Source organism: Chitinophaga sp. CC14, assembly GCF_048957795.1.
GTDB classification, from domain to species: domain Bacteria; phylum Bacteroidota; class Bacteroidia; order Chitinophagales; family Chitinophagaceae; genus Chitinophaga; species Chitinophaga ginsengisegetis.
Map to the genome: position 1 here is coordinate 39009 of NZ_JARBFY010000004.1, position 21946 is coordinate 60954.

Consider the following 21946-nt stretch of genomic DNA (forward strand, 5'->3'; position numbering starts at 1 on the left):
AGTAAATCGTAAATTACTTTTGCATTTGCTGCTCATGATTTACGGTATGTTCACACGATATAGTCCCTTTTTATTGTTCTTCTTTTTGCTATGTTTCTTTAATGAAACAGCGGGACAGCAATTTACCGTAAGCGGGTTTATTAAAGACAGTACCAATGGTGAATCACTCCCCGGCGCCACCGTGCAGGTGCTGCATTCCACCAACGGGGTACATACCAATAACTACGGATTTTATTCTATCACCCTGCCGGCCGGCAACTACATCCTTTTGTATTCTTTTCTGGGCTATGAATCCAAAGCAGTAGCGCTTACCCTGGATGGGAATACCACCCAGCACCTGCAACTGTACCCACGTTCGTACCAGGCAAAGGAAGTGGTGGTCACCGACAAAAGAAAAGACGCCAATGTAAAAAGTACCGACATGGGCAAGGCGGAGTTAACGGCGGTACAAATAAAGAAACTGCCCGCATTAATGGGAGAGGTGGACGTGCTCAAAGCCCTGCAGCTTATGCCGGGCGTACAGGCCGCTGGTGAAGGGAATGCCGGTTTTTATGTGCGTGGTGGCGGAGCCGATCAAAATCTTATCCTGCTCGATGAAGCCCCGGTGTATAATACAGGCCATCTCTTTGGCTTTTTCTCTGTGTTTAATGCAGATGCCATCCGGAGCACCACCCTCATCAAAGGTGGTATGCCAGCCAATTATGGCGGCCGGTTGTCGTCTGTGGCGGATATCGCCATGAAGGAGGGGAATAATAAAAATTTCCAGGGAGAAGGGGGAATAGGGCTGATCTCTTCCCGGCTGTCTTTCCAGGGACCGCTGAAAAAAGATAAAGCCTCCTTTATCGTCAGCGGCCGCCGTACTTATATCGACCTCGTTACAAAACCATTCATTAATAATACTTCGTATAAGGGTTCGGGTTATTATTTCTACGATCTGAATGTAAAGATGAACTACGCTATTTCTGATAAAGACCGTATTTACCTGAGCGGTTATCTTGGGAAAGATGTATTCAGCTTTAATAACCAGGACCGCTCCTTTGATGTAAAGATCCCCTGGGGCAATACCACGGCTACTTTGCGGTGGAATCATGTATTCAGTCAGAAGTTGTTTGCCAACACTTCCCTCATCTACAATGATTATAAATTTCAGTTCAGCGCGCTGCAGAATAATTTTGATATCAGGTTGTCTTCCGGCATCAGCGATATGAACCTGAAAACAGATTTCGATTACTATGCGCATGTAAAGCACCATATCCGTTTTGGCGGCAACTATATCTATCACACTTTTACGCCGTCTACCATCAGCGGGGAGCAGGATTCCACCAGGTTCTCCCCGGAGAATGTGTTTAAGAAATATGCCCATGAGGTGGCGTTGTACCTGATGGACGACTGGGAAATATCTCCCCGGCTGCAGCTGAACGTGGGCGTGCGCTACAGCGGCTTTATGCAGATAGGCCCCTATACCCGCTATACCCGTGATGCAGCAGGGAATAAAACCGATAGCATCGTATACCGGCGCTGGCAACCGATATCCCGTCATGGTGGCTTTGAGCCACGGGTCATTTTGCGATGGTCGTGGAACGAGGAAAGCTCCGTAAAAGCTTCGGCCACCCGTAATTACCAGTTTATTCACCTCGTATCCAACGCAGGTACTACTTTGCCTACGGACGTTTGGGTGCCCAGCACTTACCTGGTGCAGCCGCAGATTTCCTGGCAATATTCAGCCGGGTACTTCCGCAACTTCAACAACAATATGTATGAAGCTTCTGCAGAGGTATATTACAAAAGCCTGCAAAACCAGATTGAATACAGGGAAGGATATACGCCTTCCTTGAATGATCCGGAACTGGACTTCGTTTTTGGGAAGGGCGAGGCTTATGGAATGGAATTATTTGTAAACAAAAAGAAGGGGCGGTTTACCGGCTGGCTGGGTTATACGTTGGCCTGGACGTGGCGGCAATTTCCTGCGCTGAATGATGGCAACCGTTATCCCGCAAAGTACGATCGCCGTCATGATTTGTCGCTGGTGGGCACTTACGACCTGAGTAAACGGTGGACTGTGTCGGCTGTGTTTATTTACGGCAGCGGTAATACCACTACGTTACCGGAAAAGTTCTATTTTATAGAAGGTACGCTGGTACAGGGTTACGGCAGCATTAACTCTTACAGGCTGGATGCCTATCACCGGCTGGATCTGTCGGCCATATATACGCCGGTGTCTAAAAGGCCCAATAAGCGTGTTAAAGGCAGCTGGACGTTTTCTGTGTATAATGTTTACAGCAGGAAAAATCCTTATTTTATTTACTTTGACCAGGAGGGGAGTGCGGTAGATGGCACGTTGAAGGTGAGTGCGAAGCAGGTATCGTTGTTTCCGGTGTTACCGTCGGTGACTTATAACTTTAAGTTCTGATCCGGAATTCAAAGGGGTGATAGTACATACAAATGGGGTGATAGTAGGGGGGCATTATCTCACCAGGCAGTACCTGATGATTCCTACCAAAGCAGCTACTATAGCAATAAACTGGGCAATGGCGGCGTAGTGTACCGATTTGTGAATCGTGTTGATCAGCTCTGCTTTGACATGGTTGATCGTGTCAGTCAATTCTGATTTAACCTTCTGGATATCCATCGTCAAGTCCGTTTTAACTTTTTGGATGTCCACGGTCAATTCTGATTTAACCTTCTGGATATCCAGCGTTAACCCTGTTTTAACAGCCGACAGCTCCTCTTTAGTGGCCATCAGATCCATGCGGGTAGCCAGCGTGTGGATTTCCTGCTTAAGTTCATTTTTAACCGCTGATAACTCCTCTTTAGTGGCCATCAGATCCATCCTGGTGGCGAGCGTGTGGATGTCCTGCTTTAGTTCGTTTTTAACGGCCAACAACTCGCCTTTATTAGCCAGTTGCTCAATTTTCGCGGATGATTTCCTCTCATAATGATCATCCATTGCGTTTACAACTTCCAGGGCTTTGTCGTCCGACAAATGCAAATCCTTGCGGAAGATGTCATACAGTTTTAAGTTTCCAATTGTCATATGTAATGTTTTTTTATTACAGGATTAAAATTAATTTATTCTTTATTCCGATATCGCAGTTATTACAGATATTTCTTTTAAATATATCAAATGCGATTTCCCATTATTATCTTCTAAGTACGAATGATATTTTGAAATAAATGAGCTAAGAACAGCACTTGGATTATTGCCTGGATTGTACTCCCGAAAGGATTTTGAGCCTCATATGCCCGATGATTGTGCAGATGTTACCCGACTATGGAACTAGTCCTATGCAGAGGAGACTTTTACAAACCTTATATTACACTTGTAATAAAGACACTGATAAACCATAGATAAACCGTATCTTATAGGTATGGCTTATATACGGCTTAACTACGGCTTAACTACGGGTTATCTACGGCTTATCCTATAAGGACGGATGCCTGGGTATTGCGGCAGCGATAAGTAATAGTACCTTTGTTGTAATGATTTGTAATTATAAATGTATAATTCAACTGTGTTCACACCGCTGTATAAATATTTATTTTTAAAATCCTTAAGTTCAAGGACATGGTTATCTAAATGCTAACAAACTATTTCTTAACTTCGCAAACATTTTATAAAGGAAATATAGCCCATATGAAAAAGTATGGCGCTAACAGCAAAACGTATGATAAATATCACTTTTCCGGATGGCGCAGTTCGTCAGTATGAATCAGGAGTAACTGCATTGGACATTGCCAAATCCATCAGCGAAGGATTGGCACGCAAAGTATTGGCAGCAAATGTTAACGGGCAGGTAGTGGATGCTACACGCCCGATTTTGACGGATAGCACGCTGCAGCTGCTGACGTGGGTGGATAAGGATGGTAAAGCAACAATGTGGCATTCCTCGGCGCATCTGATGGCCGAAGCACTGGAAGCCCTGTACCCCGGCGTAAAACTCGGCTATGGCCCTTCAATTGAAAACGGATTCTATTACGATATTGATTTGGGCGACCGCACCATTTCTGAAGAAGATCTGAAAGCGATCGAAGCAAAAATGGTGGAGCTGTCTAAACACAACAGCGAATACGTGCGCAAAGAAGTAAGTAAGGCAGATGCACTGACTTATTTTACTGAAAAAGGCGATCCGTATAAAATAGAAACGATCAATGAATTACCTGATGGAAGCATCACTTTCTATACCCAGGGCGGATTCACAGATCTTTGCCGCGGACCGCATATTCCGAATACCGGCTTTATCAAATCCATCAAGCTTACCAGCATTGCAGGCGCTTACTGGCGTGGCAGTGAAAAAAATAAGATGCTTACCCGCATCTACGGCATCACCTTCCCTAATCAGAAAGAGCTGGATGAATACCTGGCCCTGATAGAGGAAGCCAAGAAACGTGATCACCGTAAACTGGGTAAGGAACTGGAACTGTTTGCCTTCTCTGAAAAAGTAGGTTTGGGTTTACCGATGTGGTTACCCAAAGGCGCCATGTTGCGCGAACGCCTGCAGCGTTTCCTCCAGGAAGCCCAGCTGGCCAGCGGTTACCTGCCGGTAGTAACACCGCATATCGGGAATAAAAATCTGTACGTGACTTCTGGTCACTACGAAAAATATGGTAAAGACAGTTTTCAGCCGATCCATACACCGGAAGAAGGTGAGGAGTTTATGCTGAAACCCATGAACTGCCCGCATCACTGTGAGCTGTATAAGGTATCGCCAAAGTCGTACAAAGACTTACCTGTGCGTTTTGCCGAATTCGGTACCGTATACCGTTATGAGCAGCATGGTGAACTGCATGGCCTTACCCGTGTAAGAGGATTTACGCAGGATGATGCGCATCTGTTTTGCCGTCCGGACCAGGTGAAGGAAGAATTCCAGAAAGTGATAGACCTGGTGATGTATGTATTCAACAGCCTTAGCTTTACGGATTTCACTGCCCAGATCTCGCTGCGCGATAAAGATGACCGCAGCAAGTACATCGGAACCGATGAAAACTGGGATCTGGCAGAACAGGCCATTATTGAGTCTGCAGCAGAAAAGGGCCTTAACACCGTAGTGGAATATGGCGAAGCGGCTTTCTATGGTCCTAAGCTCGACTTCATGGTGAAGGATGCACTGGGCCGCAAATGGCAGCTTGGTACCATCCAGGTGGATTATAACCTGCCGGAACGCTTTGAGCTGGAGTACATCGGGGCAGACAACCAGAAACACCGCCCGGTAATGATCCACCGTGCGCCATTTGGTTCACTGGAACGCTTTATTGCTGTACTGATCGAACACTGTGCCGGTAAATTCCCGTTGTGGTTAGCGCCAACACAGGTGAAGATCCTCCCTATCAGTGATAAAAGCCAGGCGTATGCAGAAAAAGTAGCAGAATTGCTAAAAAAAGCGGAAATTCGCGCTGAAATAGATGACAGAAGCGAAAAAATAGGTAAGAAGATCCGGGAAGCAGAGCTGGCAAAGATTCCGTACATGCTCGTACTCGGTGAAAAAGAAGCAGCTGATAATGTAGTAGCCGTTCGTCGTCAGTCAAAAGGTGATTTGGGAACTATGCAACTCGGGCAGTTTACCACTATGATAAACGAAGAGGTAGCAAACCGGAAGCCAATTGAATAACATCGCATAAATGTGGAAAAAAGGTATATAAAACAATGAACATTACTCGATTGAGGTATGTTAATTGCTGTAATTTTCCCCGTATTTTTGTAAAGATTGTTTTTGGTCCCTGGACGATATGTGGACCACGGACTAAATGGACAATTAATTAATTAATTTTATTTTTCTTAATGCAACAAAGACCCAGACCAAGCAGTTTTGGCGGCAACAACCGGGGAAGAAACCCCAACTTCCGCAGGGAACAACAACAAGAACATCGCACTAACAGGATGATACGCGTTCCTGAGGTACGACTTGTAGGTGAAAATATTGAGGTAGGTGTCTACAAAACAGAGGATGCGCTGCGTATGGCTGAGGAACAGGGTTTAGACCTGGTGGAGATTTCCCCTAATGCTGTGCCTCCCGTTTGTCGTATCATCGACTACAATAAATTCCTCTACGAAAAGAAAAAGAAGGAAAAGGAAATGAAGGCGAAGGCGCACAAAAGTGAAGTGAAAGAAATTCGCTTTACGCCTAACACCGACGACCATGACTTCGATTTTAAAGCGAAACATGCTGAAAGCTTCCTGAAAGACGGTAACAAGGTAAAAACCTATGTACAGTTTAAAGGACGTGCTATCATGTTTAAGGAACGTGGTGAATTGATTCTCCTGAAGTTTGCTGAAAGGCTGGCAGAAGTAGGTGGTCTGGAAAGTATGCCTACCATGGAAGGTAAGCGTATGATCGCCATCTTTGCTCCTAAAGCAGCGAAAAAGAAGGAAAAAGAACCTAAGGAACCAAGAGAACCCAAGGAACCGAGGGAGCCAAGAGAACCAAGAGAAGCAAAGGCGCCCGTTACACCTCCAGCCGCTGACGCAGCAGGAGATGCCAACGCATAGCCGATGGTTATATCACATTAAAAAAGCAGCACAGCAGGGTATTATACCTTGTTGCGCTGCTTTTGCTTTTAGCGTGTAACCCGCTATTGTATTTCTTTCAACACTCTCTGCGCCCTGGAACGGATGCCAGGCGTGGGATTATTTTCCAGCTCTGCTGCTATCAGCAGCCGGATCTCGTTTTTGATGTCGGGATAATCTTTTGCCAGGTTAGCCAGTATCGTCATGGAAAATGCTTTCACTGCTACGGTTTCCAGCGGATCTTCCAGGAATGCAAAACAACTGTTCATCACCGGCCCTTGCAGGGACTCAGGGATGCGCAGGTATTGCAATACCCTTAATACATTCCTCTTCACTGCCACAGGCATACCTGTTTCCTCCATCCTGGCTACCATTGCCGGCAGGTGAGGGGCAAGCAACTCCGGGTGCCTTTCTGCCACAAAGCTTACAATCCACGCTGCCCGCTGTACCACGCGGTATTCGTCGTGCAGGAATAAATGTATCAATGCGGCAAACCGCTCCGGATGAGGGCCTATCCATGCAGCAATGCGGAGTGACTGGGCACGGGAGTGCTCCGATAAAATTTCAGCGCGCAGATCCATAGACCTGCAATTTAATACACAGGTGCTAATTATTATCAGAAGTACTGTTTGCCAGCAGGTAGGCAAGCGTTTTCTCGCGCATCCGCTCTACGTCTTCGGGATTTACCGGCATATCCGTTTCCTTGCCCATATCATCCCAGATCCTGATCTGGATGTATTGATGAAATAATGGATCGCTGCGGAATGCCAGCGCCTCTTCTTCGTTCATGGGGCCACCCTGGTATTCCAGGGTTTGTTTACTGGCTTCAGAAAGGGTATCGTAATAGGCGCTGTCGGACCAGGTGAGGTAGCGTTTCGCTGCAACATGACTGCCTACCAGCTGTGCCATCCGCTCCGGAAAGCCGCATTCCAGCAGGAAAGCGCTGCCCAGGTCATCGTGTGCGCGGGTACCGAGACCGCCCATCTGGGGGGCATTTTCAAAAAAGTGACCAATGTCGTGCAGGAATGCGGCAACGATCATTTCATCGTCAAAGCCGGTGCTTTCTGCTATGAGCGCCGCTTGCATCATATGCATCAGCATCGTTACCTGCTCACCGTATTCCTGGTGGCCATATGTATTATACAGGTCGAAAATTTTATTGATTACAGATTGGGCATGTAATTCACTACCGGTCATTTTCGTACGTTTATAAGGGTTAGTACAGTTTTTTCATAGTATGCTGTGGCATTATCGCAAATGTAATAGCTGCAACTGCTTTATCAGCATGCCTTATGTTATGTTTTTATTAATACCCGGAGTGGTTTTCAAACGCCAATAATCCTTTACCTTTGCCCTTTACTATTACACAAAACTGAACCTTTGCTAAAAAAAGAACTGCGCGTCATACTGGTGTCGCTGATTGTTAGCTTTATTCTAACGGTGGCGAAATTCTCGGCGTACTTTATGACCCATTCGGTGGCCATCCTTTCTGATGCCCTGGAATCCATTATCAATGTGGTGGCGGGAGGTTTTGCCTGCTATAGTATTTACCTCGCCAGTCAGCCGAAAGATGCCAATCATCCTTACGGGCATGGCAAAGTGGAGTTCTTTTCAATCGGCTTTGAAGGCGCCATGATCTTTATCGCTGGTGTGTTGATCCTTGTGAAAACATTCCAGTATTTTATCATGCCGCGCGAACTGCACCGGATAGAAAACGGTTTATGGGTATTGGGTGCTACCACTGTAGCAAACCTGCTGCTGGGACTGTACCTCGTGCGCTCCGGCAAGCAGCTTTCTTCTATTACTATTTCGGGAAACGGACAGCATATCATGACCGATGTATACAGCAGCGCCGGGTTGATTGCAGCATTGGTTGTTATTCATTTCACCGGCTGGACCTGGCTGGACCCCGCGGTATCACTGGTGATGGGCGGATTGATCCTCGGCAAGGGATACCAGTTGTTACGCCGTTCTATTTCCGGGTTAATGGATGAAACGGATATGAAAATAGTGGACAAGGTGATCACTATTTTATCGGCCCACCGCAGGGAGAACTGGATTGATATTCATAATATGCGTGTACAGCAATATGGAAACAACTATCATATTGATTGCCATGTAACGCTGCCTTACTACCTGGAGCTGAATGATGCGCACGATGAAATGAAGAAGATTGAAAAGCTCGTGAATGAAGGGTTTGCGGGCAGCGAGGTGGAGTTTTTTATTCATATGGATCCCTGTATTCCTTCCTGTTGCCACTATTGCCTGAAAGAAGCATGCCCGGTCCGGAGCCATGCATTTACCGGCGAAATAATATGGACCCGCGATAACGTGCTACCCAACAGAAAGCATGGATAGTAACACATCTCACAAAAAAAACCAGCACAACTTATACAAGCTATGCTGGTTTTTTTTATAGTAAGATGTTTAACTGTTTATTCTTCTCCCGCTTCTTCACCATCACCATGACCAATGATATCACGTATAGGTTTTACTGCCTGGTAAATACCGCGGTTGTATTTGTTTCCTAAGATAACAAGGGTGGTAGAATCCTGTATAAAACGGTAGAACACCGTATTGTTACCATGCCACCAGCCGTTATGATAAATGATATTTTTTGTGCTGTCGGGATACACCATGAGCCGCCATCCCAGTCCGTAATTGCGGACACCTGGTTTCTCATTGCTGTAAGGCGTGTAGGCGGCCTTTAAGGTTGCTTCATTCAGGAACTGGCCGGAATAAAGCGCCTGGTCCCATTTGAGCATATCCCTGGCACTGCTGTAAATACCTTTATCACCCATTACACCGTCGAAATAAGTATCCGGTTCAAACTGTCCGTTATATTTATGGCTCTGGGTTTGATGTACGCGCACAGCAGAGGAGGGGTCGTATACAAAAGTGCTGGTCATATGCAGTGGCCCGAAAATGGTTTGCTGCATGAAGTCGGCATATTTTTGTCCGCTTACCTTTTCAATAATAGAAGCAAGGAGGAGATAGTTGGTGTTGCAATACTGGAAATGCGTACCCGGCAAATGTTGCATGGCGGGCTTATGTTGTTCCATTAATTTGATCACCTCACCATTGGTAATAAAGTTGGCTTCCTCTTTCCATAAGCTATCGCAGAAATAAAGATAGTTAGGCAGGCCACTCCGGTGGTTCAGGAGCATACGGACATTGATTCCTTTATAAGGAAATTCGGGAAAGAATTTTTGCAGGGAATCTTCCAGGCTCAGCTTCTCATTTTGTACCAGCCACATCACTGCTGCGCCGGTAAAGGTTTTTGTTACAGAAGCCAGCTGAAAAGAAGAACTATCTATCACCGGTGTTTTAGTCCGGGAGTTTTCATAGCCATGATATTTTTCAAAGATAACCACCCCTTTCCTTGCCACTATGATGGAGCCGTTAAAGCCGCTGCGTAGCAGCTTCCCGTTGTAAAATGCTTCCAGTTCCTGTTGCATTTGTTTCGTACGCGGTGATTTAAGGATGGCTTCTTTTTCCGCGGCTGATAGTCCTATAGTAAAGCGTACTGAATCTGCTGCTGCTTTCCTTTTACTTTCTTCCCTTCTTGCTGCATTGCTCTGACAGCTGGAGATAATTGCAATACCCGATATGGTTAAGATAATACTTAATGCTTTCAATCGCTTCATTAGAGGAGTTGTGACTACTTTCTTAATTCAATTTTCGACCCAAAAAATACAAAGCGCTAAAATTAGACTCAAAGTAAAAGACTGCCAAATAAAAACAGTGATTTGTGATTCTTTTAATTGATTTTTAAGCAAAAAAGCGAGAAAAACTTTAAAAATCAGCTCTGATTGTTCTGTTTTTTTGATAAAATCGAATTTGATTCCCCTGCTATTTGAATATTCCTCAACTTCGAGTAGGTTTGTGCCCTGTTTCCCCGCTATCAGCAATTATTAAGCCAATTGCAACACAGAGATACACATATAACTTAGTATAATATTATGGACCAGCAAAAGTCGACAAGTTATCCGAAAGAGAAGATCAGCATTTTATTATTAGAGAACATCAGCGATGCTGCGGTGGCAGAATTTACCACGGCAGGATACCAGGTGCGCAAACTATCGGGCGCACTGAGTGAAGAGGATCTTATCAATGAAATCAAGGACGTTCATCTACTGGGCATCCGATCCAAAACCAAAGTTACCCGTAAAGTGCTGGAATCGGCCAGGAAACTGCAGGCCATTGGTTGTTTCTGTATCGGTACCAACCAGGTTGACCTGAAAGCTGCTACAGAGCACGGCGTAACCGTTTTTAACGCACCTTATTCCAATACCCGTTCAGTGGCTGAGCTGGTAATAGGCTTGTCTATTATCCTCATCCGCCGTATCGTGGATAAAAATAATGCAGCACATAACGGCATCTGGCTGAAAGAAGCCACCGGCAGCTATGAGCTAAGAGGTAAAACACTGGGGATTGTCGGTTACGGCAACATCGGTAGCCAGGTGAGCGTACTGGCAGAAGGGATGGGGATGAACGTAATCTATTACGATGCAGAAACCAAACTGCCACTCGGTAATGCAGAACAGCAACGCACCCTGAAAGAACTCTTCAACAAGGCCGATATTGTTTCCCTGCACGTACCTTCCAGCAAAACCACGGCGAATATGATCACCGCAGAGGTGCTGGCAGATGCAAAACCCGGCGCTATCTTTATTAACTATGCCCGCGGTGAAGTAGTAGACCTGGAAGCGCTGAAAGACGCACTGGAAAGTGGCCGTCTGTCCGGCGCCGCCATCGACGTATTCCCCGTAGAACCGGAGAAGAATGGCGCCGCATTCAGTACACCGCTGCAAAAATTATCCAACGTAATCCTGACGCCGCATATCGGCGGAAGCACAGAAGAAGCGCAGCACAACATCGGCCTGGACGTGAGCAGTAAAATGCTCAACTACCTGGAGAAGGGCGCCAGCTTTGGTTCCCATACGGTGCCGGCTATCAGCGTGCCACCTATTGAAAACACACACCGTATCCTGCATATTCATCAGAACGTGCCGGGAGTATTGTCTGCTATCAATACGGCTTTATCTGCCAACAAAATCAATATCCTGGGGCAGTACCTGAAAACCAATGACCAGATCGGTTATGTGGTACTGGATGTGGATACCAGGTTATCACAGGAGGCGCTGGCTTTGCTGAAGGAAGTAGAGCATACGATTAAAACGAGATTATTGTATTAATAAAAGCAACAACGGATTTGCGGGCGAACGGTTTTAGTTCCCCGCAAACCCGCCATGCTCACCCTCCATATCCCCCCGTTCACCGATTCTTTTTGCTCATATACATTTTTTCTGCCCGTATTTTCAAAATTCTTTGTTAACCTTGTAGTGCAACTGAAAAAATTAGCACATGAAAATGAACAGGGCACTGACGGCAGGAGCAGGGGTAATAGCCGGTCTTTTGTTGTATGTAAATGCTTCCGCACAAGATAGTGAACCGAATAAATGGGCGCCAGCCAATATTAAAATCGACGGACAGGCTACTGAATGGCCCAAACCCCTGCAGTTCTATAACAACGTAACCAAGTTATTTTACACCATAGCCAACGACCAGGAGAATTTATACGTAATCGTTAGTGTTCCTGATCCGCAGAGCCAGATGAAAATTATGCGTTCCGGCCTTACTGTTTCCATCAACGCTACCGGGAAGAAAAAAGGCGGCGCGGGGATTACATTTCCGCTCACCTATAATATAAATACCGGCGCGCCCGATGTGCCGGAAGAATCCAGGGCGCTTATTGCAGGTGAATTAAAGAAACAACTCCTGGCGAACGTAAAGGAGATAAAAGTAGAAGGATTCGACAGCATCCCGGATGGCAATATTCCGGTGAAGAATACGTTTGGTATTCAAACCACCTCTTCTTATGATGCCGCCGGTAACCTGGTATGTGAACTGGGAATCCCATTGAAAGTGCTGGGCATTCCCGCTGGAAGTGATAAGCCCATTGCCTATCATTTCAAGGTAAATGCCATGAAAAGAGAGGATAAAAAAGAACTGGAGGCTAAACGGGCCAAAGGAGAAAAGCCCCCAATGCCGGGTGAGTATGCGGACAATTTCGCTTTGTATTATTCAGCCGACTTCTGGACACGCCAAACACTGGCCACCCAAAAGTAAGCCAGTCTGACTACCATCGTCTTAACTGTTTTTATGTATAAAAAACTGTTTTCTGCGGGAACTACAACGATATTGGCGGGCGCCTTGTGTTCAGGCGCTTTTATGTCCTGCCATAAAGATAAAGCTGCCTCTCCGCCACCTGTTGACATTACAGACGCCCTGAAGAAGGACTCCCTGAAATACCTGATGTACCAGATTATGCAGGTAACCTACGGCGATGGCGGACGAACCGCCAGCAAAGGACTGCCTACTTACTATTGGTATTCCAGCGTACCGCAGCTGGATCCCCTGGCCAGCAAGTATACGGATGCAAATGCCCTGCTGACAGAGATGAAGGGGTATGCCATTAATCCGGCTACCAATGCAGCATACGATCATTACAGCTTCCTCGATGAAGATGGCACTATCACCAATCAGCTCATGAACGGTGTATCGGAACAGAATGCCGCCGCCAATCCCTCTAAACTGGGATTTGACATCGGGTTCGCTGCCGGAGCAGACGCCAGTAAAGTGAGATTGTTTGTAAAGTATGCAGATAAGAACAGCCCGGCCGGTAAAGCAGGGGTTTTAAGAGGGTGGGAGATCACTTCCGTAAACGGCAATACCAATTTCTCCAGCGCCTCATCTGCCATTAACTCGCTTTATAATACTATTTCAACGGCATCCACTATCACGCTGGGATTCAAAAAACAGGACCAGACTGCGGTTACCCTTACGCTCAATGCAGCTACCTATAACATCAACCCGGTGCTGTTTGATACGGTTTATACCGTTAAAAATACCGCCAACATAGATATCAAGGTGGGCTATTTTGTGATGTATACTTTTTCAAGTGTGACCAACAATTCGGGCAATGCTACTGCCACGAAAACGGCTTTGGATCAGACAATCGCAAAATTCAAGGCACAGGGCATAAAGCAGCTGATCGTGGATTTCCGGTATAACGGCGGTGGAGCTACGTCTACAGCGGAATATCTCGACAATGCCTTTGCTCCTTCCGCTGCTGCGGGTAAAGTGATGTATACTTATAAGTATAACGATAAGATCATGCAGAACCTGGCCGCTACCAAACTGGATGCACAGGTGAACTATGCCGCTGCTACAGGCGGCATGGGACTGGATAACGTGTTTTTTATTGTATCCGGCGAAACTGCTTCTGCCAGCGAATTAACGTTGAATAATCTTAAGCCTTACATGAATGTAAGGCTCATCGGCAAGAAAACATACGGGAAGCCAGTTGGCTTTATTGATTTCAATATCACAATGTATGATAATGATCATAAGCCGGTATACCTCGCGGACCTGTATGCCATCAACTTTGAAACCATGAATGCCAACGGCAACGGCGGCTACTACACCGGTATCCCGGTGGATGCAGAAGCTGTTGACTATGTAAATATCGCATGGGGTAACACTACTTCAGATCAGAACCTGCAACAGGCCATGAATTATATTTCAACAGGCAGTTACCTGAACCTTCGCAGCAGCGCGGGGATCAGTGCTGCGGCCGGTAATGATTTACGTGAGGCGATTCCCAATATTACGCCCACCAGAGGGTTTAACGGAATGGTTGACTTCAGGCTGAGCAAGAAAGTAGCAGGACTTCAATAACATATAACCTTTAGCGTTAGCTGGTTAATTAAAAGCCGCGCAGATCGAAAGATCCACGCGGCTTTTCTGTTTTTGGAGATAATAAAAAAGTCCGGGTACGTATACCCGGACCCGTTAGTTGATTAAAGAAGATGTATCAGCGGTGACCCAGTTTACGGATCATATCTTCAGACATATCTTCTGAATAAACACCATACCCATACATCAATACGCCTTTGAGTCCTGATTTGGTTTCAATGGCATACACTACTGCCTCATCGCCGGGGTCAGTATCTCCTTCAAAACGATAGGTTTCTGTAATTTCAAAATCCTCTGGACGCACATTCCCGCTGTTACACTGAATACTGTCGAAAACAAGATTGAAATCGGTGGTGTATCCGCGTTTGCGCAGATCTTCCATGGCCGCTGTTACGGTGTCGAACACTTTCATATAAAAACAATTTCCGGTTTGCAAATGAAACGGTACTAAGTTATAAAACAAAAAGCATAAAGCCGGGTGGCCTTATGCTTTTTGTTTTATGATTGTATCCGTTATTACCGGATAACGGTAACTTCTCCTTTCAGTACGTTGGAGGATCCGCCGGCTACTTTCTTGTAAGAAAGCCACCATACGTATGTACCAACATCCACCGGAACTCCCTTGTATTTACCATCCCATCCTTTATGGTTATCGGACGACATAAAGATCAATTCGCCCCAGCGGTTAAAGATCCGCAATTCGTAGTCGAACATTTGTCCTCTTACAACTGGTCTGAACACATCGTTACGTCCATCGCCATTTGGTGAGAAGGCGTTTGGCAAGGTTGGTTTAGGTTCACATTCTATAAAGCCTACTGTGATGTCGTCGGTAGCCGATCCGCAATCGTTGAATACAGTTACGGTATAAGTACCTCCGTTGGTAACGGTGAGGGATGGTCCGCCGGAACCGTTATCCCAGCGTACACCTGTAATACCACCACCTTCAGCGCGCAGTATGAGTGTTTCACCTTTACACAGGGTAGTATCTCTTCCCAGGTTGATAACCGGCAAACCGGTGATGTTTACTTTCACGCTGTCCATGAACACACGTTGACAGTATTTATCCATCACGGCCAGTTTATAGCTGCCGGCCTGAGAAATTTGTTTAACCGGGTTAGGATCGCCGTCGTTCCAGAGATAAGAAACAGCATCCGGGTTGGTACCGTCCAGGGTAATGGTGCCACCAGGGCAGATGTTCCTGTCGGGTCCCAGCTCCATTGTGAGCGCTGGTTTCATTCTCACGTTTACGGTATCTCTTACCACACAATTATCCCTGCTTACAGCTACCCAGTATCCGCCTGGTTTGTTTACCACGATAGAGTTGCTGGTTTCACCTGTCTGCCATTTGATGCGGCCCCCGTTTGAATTAACGGTGAGCATAATGGACTGGTCAGGACAGATAGATGTGTCGCGGCTCAGGCTAATATCCGGTGGAGGATTCACGCTCACTTTCACGGTATCGATGGTGATACATCCAGACTTCATCACTTTCACCCAGAATTGTTCCTGTGTTCCTACCAGGATAGAAGGTTCTGTAGAACCGTTACTCCAGAGATAGGAGCCGCCATTTACATAAGCATCCAGTTTTACGGTTTGGCCGCGGCAGATGGTCGTATCAGGGATATCGACCAGTGGCGTTGGTACCAGACCTACATGAATGGTATCGGTAGTGGCACATTCGCCGTTGCTTACATTTACCCAGTAGGTGCCTGCCTGGTTAATATTGATCCGCTGCGTGGTTGCGCCGGTAGACCATTTAATCTGGTAGGCAAAGTTTGCAGGACCAGCATCCAGTACCAGGTTGTTGCCGCCACAGATAGTGGTATCGTTACCCAGGTTCACCATTGGTTTCTGAATGTAGGTCAGGTTGTAAGTCACGGTATCGGAAGAGCAACCTGTTCTGCCATCTGTAATAATAAAGGAAGCAGAAGTAGCGCCGTTCAGGTTGAACACGTTGTTGCTTTGTGTTCTTGGTAATCCTGTTACTGCGTTGGCCGGCGTAACTGCTACCAGCGTATAGCTAGGCAGGTATACATTGCCAACTTTGCGTAAAGCGATCCTGCCGTTGTCGGAACAGTTGGATGGCAGGGTAGCTTCCAGTTGCGGTTTATCGCAAGGCTTAATAATTACACGTTGGATTACGTCGTTGGCTTTATTACCGCAGGCATCCATGATAGTCCATCTTCTTACAATCGTATATCCGTTACAGATATCTTCCACATATGGATCTTCTGTATAGATGGCTCTTTTCGGGAAGCTGTTATCACAGTTGTCTGTTGCGGTTAATACCGGTGCTGCCGGGATTTTATCCTGACAGTAGATTTCCACATCTGCAGGTGCAGGCATGATCACTGGCCGGGTTGTATCTTTTACAGTTACCACCTGTGTGATGGTAGCGGTATTACCACAGGCATCTTTAGCAATCCAGGTTCTGATGATGCGGTAGTTACCGGCACATTCGCCTGGTGTTCTTTCTGTAGTGATCCTGCGGGATACGGTAAGACCGTTTCCGATGCTGCTGCAGTTATCAGATACCTGTACATCGGTAGCAGGAGCAGGGATGTTATCACAGCTCACTGTTGTGTCGGCAGGAGGCATTACGGTGAATACCGGTTTAGTGGTATCCTGAACGGTAATGATCTGCTGCATCACTGATTTGTTGCCGCATTCGTCGGTAGCGGTCCAGGTTCTGGTTTCCTGGAAGTTCCTGGCGCAGTTACCTGGTAATTTCACGGTTTTAGTACTGGTGAATACCTGGATGCTGCCGCTGCAATTATCGGTGGCGGTGATCGCAGGCCATGCCGGTACCTTATCGCAATCCACTACGGTATCTTTCGGAGCAGACATGCTGAATACCGGTCTGGTAGTATCCTGTACCCTGATGATCTGTTGTACTGCACGTGCATTACCACATTCATCAAAGGCGGTCCACTTACGATAGATCACGTAGTTGTTATTACAGTTGTTAGTACTGCGGGCCGCAGAGTCTTTCGGCACTACTGTAATTACGCCCGGCGTACAGTTATCGGAAGCCGTGAGATTAAATCCGGCCGGAATCTTATCGCAATCCACGGTGGTATCAGCAGGTGTTGCCATGTTGAATACCGGTGCGGTCATGTCTTTCACGGTGATCACCTGTTTCAGGGTCACGCCTGTGTTACATTCGTCTTTCGCGGTCCAGGTGCGGATCAGCAGGTAGTTGTTGGAACAGTTGCCTGGCAGATCCTGGCGAACTTCCACTACAGGGATAATGATTTCCCCTGCGCAGTCGTCGTTGGCTTTCAGATCTGTTTTAGCAGGTACTTTATCACAATCTACGGTGGTATCCGCAGGCGCCGGTGTAGTGAATACCGGTGCTTTGGTATCCTTCACGGTGATGGTTTGTGAAGCGCTTACTGAAAGACCGCATCTGTCTGTCGCTGTCCAGGTACGGGTAATGGTACTGAGGCAAGGCGAAGTAACCACGGTTACATCATTGTGAGTAATGGTCAGAGGTTCGTTGTTATAAGGCGCATGACTGAACGCCGGATCTCCGAAGAGGGTGGTGTAGTCTTTACCTCTTTCACATTCCGTTGTAATAGCCGGAGGAGTGAAAGTAACAATCGGGCTGATAGTGATAGCGGTGATTTTCACCACGTTGCTGATGTTGTTGATACAAGCTCCGGAAGCTACCACTCTTCTGTACCAGGTGTTGGCTGCAAGCAAACCAGGCTGGTAAGTAGCGCTGGTGGCGCCGGTGATGTTGGTGAATGGCCCGTTTGCACCGGCAGTGCTTTGTTGCCACTGGTAGGTGTAAGTACCATTACCGCCGGTCAGTGCAATACTGCGTATAGCCATTGGCGTTTCTGTTACGCAAACTGTCTGATCATCCTGGATGGTGTTACCGAGTATCGGTTTACGGTTAATCAGGGTGACACTGGAGCTGGAAGCGTCGCACACGCCGTTGCTTACTACCCACGTTAATTGGGCTGTTTCGCCGGCAGGAACCGTGATGATAGCATCTTTCCGGTTAATATCACTGATATTGATCAGTGTTGCATTGTTGCTGGTTACAATCCAGGTACCTTTTGCACCTGCAACACCAGGATCGCTGGCATTCATATTAAAGGTAGCATTATCGCAATGTTCCTGATCGCTACCTGCATTGGCAGGCACCGGTAATCTGTAGTTGATGAGTGTTACATCATCCCAGGTAGCGCTGCACACACCGTTGGTCACAGTCCAGCGTAAAGTAACCGTATCGCCTACGTTGATGTTTACATTGGAAGTTGGGCTGTTGATAGACCTGATTGCAGCATTTCCTTTAATCACAGACCAGAAACCTTTGGCACTTGGTACAGATACCGGATCTGCTGCGAGGGTGAAGTCGCCGGTGTTGTTACACATTTCAATGTCTGTTCCTGCATTTGCAGCAGCAGCGGTTTTGTAGTTAATAAGCGTAACTGTGCTGCTGGTGCTGGTACAGCTACCGTTTGTTACGGTCCATTTCAGGATCACGGTATCGCCAACCGGAACGGTTACTGCGGTATTCGGATCATTTACTGATTTGATAACAGCATTACCGGGAACACGGCTTACATCTGTCCAGGTGCCTGTTGCACTGGAGGCTCCAGGCTGACTGGCTTTCATGATGAAGTCGGCAGCGGTGTTACATTTTTCCTGGTCAGGACCGGCATTTGCCGTGATGGCTGCTTTATAGTTGATGATAGTTACCCTGCTGAAGCTGGTATCACATACACCATTTGCAATAGCCCACTGGAGTATTACGGTATCGCCTACAGGCACTGTTACCGCGGTAGTCGGACTATTTGGTGATTTGATCTTTGCTTTTCCAGGTACCGGGCTGATATCAGTCCAGGTGCCTTTTGCAGTTGGTACGCCCGGCACATTTGCCGCCATGATGAAGTCGCCTGTATTGTTACAGAGGGCCTGGTCAGGACCGGCGTTTGCTTTATTGGCGTTCGCGTAGTTGGTAAGCATTACCGTATCATAAGTAGCGGCGCAGGTACCATTGGTGATTTTCCACACCAGTTTTACGCTAACACCCGCTGCAACAGTTACGGTTGTGTTGTATTGATTTGGAGATGAAATATTCACCCCGGCGGTACCGGCAGGATTTGTCCAGGTACCGGTTACATGTAAACCTGCAGGTTTGCTGCCATTCAGGATGAAGTTTACATCATCACATTGTTCCTGGTCGGGGCCGGCCTTGGCGGCAGCAGGTGTTTTGTAGCTGGTGATTCTTACGGTATCTGCCAGGTCTGCCGCGCATTTCGGGTTGGTGATCTTCCAGGTAAACAGGATGGAGCTGTCTGCCGGAACGGTAACGGATGTTTTAGGATCGTTGATGTTGGTAATTTTCACGGAAGCCGTAGCCGGTGAGAAGGTCCAGGTACCAATGGCGCCCAGCTCTGTAGGAGCAGTTGCGTTCATGGTGAAGCTGGTTTGCTCACATGCTATTTTATTGGTGCCGGCATCACGCATTACCGGTTTTTTCAGACTGGTGATCCTTACGGTATCGATGTTGTCGGCCGCACACTTCGCGTTGGTGATTTTCCAGGTAAACAGGATAGAGCTGTCGGCCGGAACGGTAACGGTAGTTTTAGGATCGTTGATGTTGGTAATTTTCACAGAAGCCGTAGCCGGTGAGAAGGTCCAGGTACCTTTAGCGCCCAGCTCCGTAGGGGCGGTAGCGTTGAGGGTAAAGGTAGTTTTCTCACATTCCATCTGATCGGCGCCTGCGCTGCGCATAACTGGTTTGAGCAGACTGGTGATTGACACGGTATCCACATTATCAGCTGCGCATTTCGCGTTGGTAATCTTCCAGATCAGCTGCACTGCGGTGTTTGCAGGAACCGTTACATTGGTTTTCGGATCATTCTTATTCACGAAGGTCACAGCAGCAGTAGCCGGTAGGAAAGACCAGGTACCTTGCGCGCCCAGCTCAGTAGGAGCGGTAGCGTTGAGGGCAAAGGTAGTTTTCTCACACTCCATCTGATCGGTACCTGCGCTGCGCATAATTGGTTTGAGCAGGCTGGTGATTAATACGGTGTCCGCATTATCGGCCGCACATGTTACGTTAGTGATCTTCCAGATCAGTTGCACTGCGGTGTTTGCAGGAACTGTTACATTGGTTTTAGGATCGTTCTTATTCACAAAAGACACTGCAGCGGTGGCAGGGAGGAACGACCAGGTACCTTTAGCGCCTAGCTCAGTAGGAGCGGAAGCGTTGAGGGTAAAGGTAGTTTTCTCACATTCCATCTGATCGGCGCCTGCGCTGCGCATAATTGGTTTGAGCAGGCTGGTGATCCTCACAGTATCATAAGTAGCAGCGGAACACTCGGAGTTTGAAATCTGCCAGAAGAGCAATACTGTACTGTCGGCCGGAACGGTAACAGTAGTAGTGGCACTGTTGATGTTGGCAAATTTCACAGAAGCTGTAGCCGGTGTAAACGACCAGGTACCTTTAGCGCCCAGCTCAGTAGGAGCAGTAGCGTTGAGGGTGAAGGTGGTTTTATCACAGGCAATCTGGTTGGTGCCAGCATCGCGCATCTGTGGTTTTTTCAGGCTGGTGATCCTAACGGTATCAAAGTTGCTGGCAGCACATTCTGAGTTTGTAATTTTCCAGAATAACAACACAGAGCTGTCAGCTGGAACGGTTACAGTAGTATTAGCCTTGTTTTTATCAGCAAAAGTTACCGAAGCAGTAGCGGGAGTAAACGACCAGGTACCTTTGGCGCCGAGCTCAGTAGGAGCGGAAGCGTTGAGGGTAAATACCGTTTTATCGCAGGCAATCTGGTTGGTACCAGCATCGCGCATCTGTGGTTTTTTCAGACTGGTGATCCTAACGGTATCAAAGTTGCTGGCAGCACATTCTGAGTTGTCAATTTTCCAGAAGAGGAGCACAGAGCTGTCAGCTGGAACGGTAACCGTAGTATTGGCTTTGTTTTTATCTGCAAATACTACTGAAGCGGTAGCCGGTGTAAATGACCATGTACCTTTGGCCCCGAGCTCAGTAGGAGCAGTAGCATTGAGGGTAAATACCGTTTTATCACAGGCAATCTGGTTAGTGCCTGCATCGCGCATCTGCGGTTTTTTCAGACTGGTGATCCTAACGGTATCAAAGTTGCTGGCAGCACATTCTGAGTTTGTAATTTTCCAGAATAACAACACAGAGCTGTCAGCTGGAACGGTTACAGTAGTATTAGCCTTGTTTTTATCAGCAAAAGTTACCGAAGCCGTAGCAGGAGTAAACGACCATGTTCCTTTCGCGCCGAGCTCAGTAGGAGCGGAAGCGTTGAGGGTAAATACCGTTTTATCGCAGGCAATCTGGTTGGTACCAGCATCGCGCATCTGTGGTTTTTTCAGACTTGTAATCCTAACGGTATCAAAGTTGGTAGCCGCACATTCTGAGTTGTCAATTTTCCAGAAGAGGAGCACGGAGCTGTCAGCTGGAACAGTAACTGTAGTATTAGCCTTGTTTTTATCAGCAAAAGTTACCGAAGCGGTAGTTGGTGTAAACGACCAGGTACCTTTGGCGCCGAGCTCAGTAGGAGTGGAAGCGTTGAGGGTAAATACCGTTTTATCGCAGGCAATCTGGTTGGTACCAGCATCGCGCATCTGTGGTTTTTTCAGGCTGGTGATCCTAACGGTATCAAAGTTGCTGGCAGCACATTCTGAGTT

The 21946-nt window shown here is 47.0% G+C and carries 13 protein-coding genes; 7 read left to right on the forward strand and 6 right to left on the reverse strand.

Annotation, left to right across the window (positions count from 1 at the left end; genetic code table 11):
• Positions 1-46: 46 nt before the first annotated feature.
• A complete protein-coding gene (locus PV783_RS19550; RefSeq protein ID WP_420989252.1) occupies positions 47-2410 on the forward strand; it encodes a TonB-dependent receptor in 2364 nt (787 codons plus the stop codon).
• A 54-nt stretch (positions 2411-2464) separates the two neighbouring features.
• On the opposite strand, the gene PV783_RS19555 is transcribed toward PV783_RS19550, so the two are convergent.
• Complete coding sequence (locus PV783_RS19555) at positions 2465-3034, reverse strand: hypothetical protein (protein WP_420989253.1); 570 nt, start codon at positions 3032-3034, stop codon at positions 2465-2467.
• A 631-nt stretch (positions 3035-3665) separates the two neighbouring features.
• On the opposite strand from PV783_RS19555, the gene thrS reads away from it, so the two are divergent.
• Together thrS and infC are read left to right on the forward strand one after the other, a co-directional pair.
• A complete protein-coding gene (gene thrS / locus PV783_RS19560) occupies positions 3666-5606 on the forward strand; it encodes a threonine--tRNA ligase (RefSeq protein ID WP_079467383.1) in 1941 nt (646 codons plus the stop codon).
• Between the two features lie 170 nt (positions 5607-5776).
• A complete protein-coding gene (gene infC, locus PV783_RS19565; RefSeq protein ID WP_079467382.1) occupies positions 5777-6484 on the forward strand; it encodes a translation initiation factor IF-3 in 708 nt (235 codons plus the stop codon).
• 83 nt (positions 6485-6567) lie between these two features.
• Here the strand turns inward: infC and PV783_RS19570 are convergent, their stop codons facing one another.
• Positions 6568-7083 carry a hypothetical protein gene (locus PV783_RS19570; protein WP_420989254.1) on the reverse strand — a complete coding sequence of 172 codons (516 nt, stop codon included), beginning with the start codon at positions 7081-7083 and terminating at the stop codon, positions 6568-6570.
• A gap of 25 nt (positions 7084-7108) precedes the next feature.
• The gene (locus PV783_RS19575) at positions 7109-7699 is read right to left on the reverse strand and encodes an HD domain-containing protein (protein ID WP_420989255.1); all 591 of its coding nucleotides are present in this window, start codon (positions 7697-7699) and stop codon (positions 7109-7111) included.
• A gap of 183 nt (positions 7700-7882) precedes the next feature.
• Between PV783_RS19575 and PV783_RS19580 the strand changes: the two genes are divergently transcribed.
• Positions 7883-8860, forward strand: a complete 978-nt coding sequence (locus PV783_RS19580) for a cation diffusion facilitator family transporter (RefSeq protein WP_420989256.1) — start codon at positions 7883-7885, stop codon at positions 8858-8860.
• A 77-nt stretch (positions 8861-8937) separates the two neighbouring features.
• Here the strand turns inward: PV783_RS19580 and PV783_RS19585 are convergent, their stop codons facing one another.
• Positions 8938-10149 carry a serine hydrolase domain-containing protein gene (locus PV783_RS19585; RefSeq protein WP_227024529.1) on the reverse strand — a complete coding sequence of 404 codons (1212 nt, stop codon included), beginning with the start codon at positions 10147-10149 and terminating at the stop codon, positions 8938-8940.
• Positions 10150-10464: 315 nt separating this feature from the next.
• Here PV783_RS19585 and serA point away from each other — a divergent pair, with 315 nt between their 5' ends.
• The 3 genes from serA to PV783_RS19600 all read left to right on the forward strand — a co-directional run bounded on the left by serA (position 10465) and on the right by PV783_RS19600 (position 14245).
• On the forward strand, positions 10465-11700 hold the full coding sequence (serA, locus tag PV783_RS19590) for a phosphoglycerate dehydrogenase (RefSeq protein WP_079467377.1): 1236 nt from the start codon (positions 10465-10467) through the stop codon (positions 11698-11700).
• A gap of 169 nt (positions 11701-11869) precedes the next feature.
• On the forward strand, positions 11870-12634 hold the full coding sequence (locus PV783_RS19595) for a hypothetical protein (protein ID WP_111578123.1): 765 nt from the start codon (positions 11870-11872) through the stop codon (positions 12632-12634).
• Between the two features lie 33 nt (positions 12635-12667).
• On the forward strand, positions 12668-14245 hold the full coding sequence (locus PV783_RS19600) for a S41 family peptidase (RefSeq protein ID WP_420989257.1): 1578 nt from the start codon (positions 12668-12670) through the stop codon (positions 14243-14245).
• Positions 14246-14381: 136 nt separating this feature from the next.
• Here the strand turns inward: PV783_RS19600 and PV783_RS19605 are convergent, their stop codons facing one another.
• Together PV783_RS19605 and PV783_RS19610 are read right to left on the reverse strand one after the other, a co-directional pair.
• Complete coding sequence (locus PV783_RS19605; protein ID WP_111578125.1) at positions 14382-14675, reverse strand: phosphoribosylpyrophosphate synthetase; 294 nt, start codon at positions 14673-14675, stop codon at positions 14382-14384.
• A gap of 104 nt (positions 14676-14779) precedes the next feature.
• The gene (locus tag PV783_RS19610; RefSeq protein ID WP_420989258.1) at positions 14780-21883 is read right to left on the reverse strand and encodes a gliding motility-associated C-terminal domain-containing protein; all 7104 of its coding nucleotides are present in this window, start codon (positions 21881-21883) and stop codon (positions 14780-14782) included.
• Positions 21884-21946 lie beyond the last annotated feature (63 nt).